We start from the raw sequence: 2,482 nt of genomic DNA on the forward strand, positions 1-2,482 counted from the left end.
AAGCCTAATCTTGCCGAAACGGCTGATCGCCAGGAAGCCGGCAAAGACCAGGAACATCGCGGTCGAGACAACAAAGCCCCATCCGAAACCGCTAATGATCGCCGAAAGCGTAGCTTGGGTGACGGAGGCGAGGCTCTCCGGGGCCACCGCTCCCCATGAGATGAATCCGATCGTGATCGCTATAGCCGGCCAGAACACCGCCGGATCTATGCTTCGCAGTCTGTCTGTGGTCGACATGCCTTATCCCTCCATGTGGTAACGTTTCCCTTTGGATGTTCAATTGTTCGTCCGCGCCCGCCCTCCCGCGGACGGCCTGCCTACTCATGCGACCCTGTCCGGCGGATCGCGGCCGTCGAAAAACGCGGAGATATTCTCGACCACCTTCATGCCCATGGCCGTCCGCGTCTCGGCCGTTGCGCTGCCGAGGTGCGGAAGAAGCACCACGTTTTCGAGATCCGTCAGGGCGGCTGGGATCGCCGGCTCTTCCTCATAGACATCGAGCCCGGCGCCGGCGATTGCCCCTTGCTTCATGGTCTCGACGAGGGCCACGGTATCGACGACGTCGCCGCGCGCGGTATTGATGAGAAATGCGCCCGGCTTCATCAGCGCGAGCCTCCGCGCGTCTACCAGATGTCTGTTCTCGGCACCGCCGGGACAATGGAGCGAGACGAAGTCGCTCGCCGCCATCACCTCCTCGATCGTCTTCATCTGCTGCGCATCCATCGCTCGAGTCTGGTCGTCGTCGATGATCGAGCGGTTGAAGAAGAGGACCTTCATCCCGAAACCGAAGTAAGCGCGCTTAGCGGTGGCTTTGCCGATCCGTCCCATGCCGATGATGCCAAGTGTCTTGCCGGTTAGCTGGCGGCCCAGCATGTGCGTCGGGCACCAGCCCTTCCATCCGCCGGTCCTTAGCTGCCGCTCGCCCTCGCCGGCCCGGCGCGCGGCCATCAGCATCAGGGTCAGCGCGATGTCGGCCGTGCAGTCGGTCAGCACACCCGGCGTATTGGTGACTGTAGTGCCTGCCGCCTTGGCGACGGCGATGTCGATATGATTAAAGCCGACGCCGAAATTGCCTAGGATTTTGGTGCGAAGAGGTGGCTTTTCGAAGATCGAAGCTGGCAGCCGGTCGCTCACCGTCGGCAGGACAGCGTCGAAGTCCTTCATCGCCGCGGCAAACTCCCGTTCGGTGAGAGGACGGTCGGTTTCGTTCAGTGTGGTGTCGAAGCGTGCGGCAAGCACGCGCTCCACTTTCTCCGGCCAGCGCCGGGTCACGAGGACGCGGGGCTTAGCCATTCAGGCAGCCTTGCTCATGACAGACAACACGTCGGCAACGGTCTCACCGAAGGACGACGGCGTCGGCACGATCGTGACGCCCGCCTCCTTGAGGATCTCCACTTTTTCCTGCGCCGATTCTCCAAAGGCGGAGATGATCGCGCCGGCATGGCCCATGCGCCGACCCTTCGGCGCCGAAAGGCCCGCGATATAGGCGATCAGCGGCTTCTTCATGTTGTCGCGCGCCCAAAGCGCGGCCTCCACTTCCTGCGGGCCGCCGATCTCGCCGATCATCAGCACCGCATCGGTGTTCGGATCCTTGTCGAAAAGCTCCAGCATGTCCTTGAAGGACGAACCGTTGACTGGATCGCCGCCGATACCGATCGACGTCGACACGCCAATGCCGAGGGCTTTCATCTGGCTCGCCGCCTCGTAGCCGAGCGTGCCCGAGCGGCCGACGATGCCAATGCGGCCGGGCAGGTAGATCGAACCCGGCATGATGCCCATCAGTGCCTCGCCCGGCGTGATCATGCCCGCGCAGTTCGGCCCGATCAGGGTCATGCGATCCTCGAAGCGGTAGCGCCGCATGTATCGCTTGACCCTGATCATGTCCTGGGAGGGAATGCCGTCAGTGATGCAAACGCAGAGCCGGATGCCGGCATCCGCTGCTTCCATGATGGAATCGGCCGCGAAGGGCGGTGGTACGAAGACGATCGAGGCATCAGCCTCCGTCTCCTGCACAGCGCCCTTCACCGTGTTGAAGACAGGCATGCCGAGATGGGTTTGGCCGCCCTTGCCCGGGGTGACGCCGCCGACCACGTTCGTCCCGTAGCGCTCCATGTCCTCGGCATGGAAACTGCCGATCTTGCCGGTGAAGCCCTGCACAATGACGCGGGTGCTCTTGTCGAGTAAAATGGACATCGTAGGGGCCCTCAAGCAGCCTTGTTGGCGGTGAAAGAACGCCATGCGCCGACCGCCTTGTCGGCAGCCTCGGCAAGCGTTTCCGCGATGATGATGTTCTCCCCGGATTCGGCGAGGATGCGTCGGCCTTCTTCCATGTTCGTGCCGGAGAGGCGTACGACGAGCGGAACCGGCACGCCGACTTCCCTGAGCGCCTTGATGACGCCCTCGGCCACCCAGTCGCAGCGGTTGATGCCGGCGAAGATGTTGACGAGGATCGTCTCGACTTGTCTATCGCGCAACACGGCAC

The 2,482-nt window shown here is 62.9% G+C and carries 3 protein-coding genes and 1 pseudogene; all 4 read right to left on the reverse strand.

The features are described 5' to 3' along the window. A partial coding sequence (locus EOA86_RS30465; protein WP_206630180.1) for a BCCT family transporter occupies window positions 1-237 on the reverse strand: 237 nt, incomplete at its 3' end. Between the two features lie 84 nt (window positions 238-321). Continuing rightward, window positions 322-1,293 (reverse strand): D-glycerate dehydrogenase, encoded by a 972-nt coding sequence (locus EOA86_RS30470; RefSeq protein WP_128345016.1) that lies wholly within the window; start codon window positions 1,291-1,293, stop codon window positions 322-324. Beyond that, a complete protein-coding gene (sucD, locus tag EOA86_RS30475; RefSeq protein WP_128345018.1) occupies window positions 1,294-2,193 on the reverse strand; it encodes a succinate--CoA ligase subunit alpha in 900 nt (299 codons plus the stop codon). A gap of 11 nt (window positions 2,194-2,204) precedes the next feature. Continuing rightward, a pseudogene (gene sucC, locus EOA86_RS30480) lies at window positions 2,205-2,482 on the reverse strand (succinate--CoA ligase subunit beta); the annotation flags it as partial.

This window comes from Mesorhizobium sp. M5C.F.Ca.IN.020.32.2.1 (assembly GCF_004023105.1).
Taxonomy (GTDB): domain Bacteria; phylum Pseudomonadota; class Alphaproteobacteria; order Rhizobiales; family Rhizobiaceae; genus Mesorhizobium; species Mesorhizobium wenxiniae.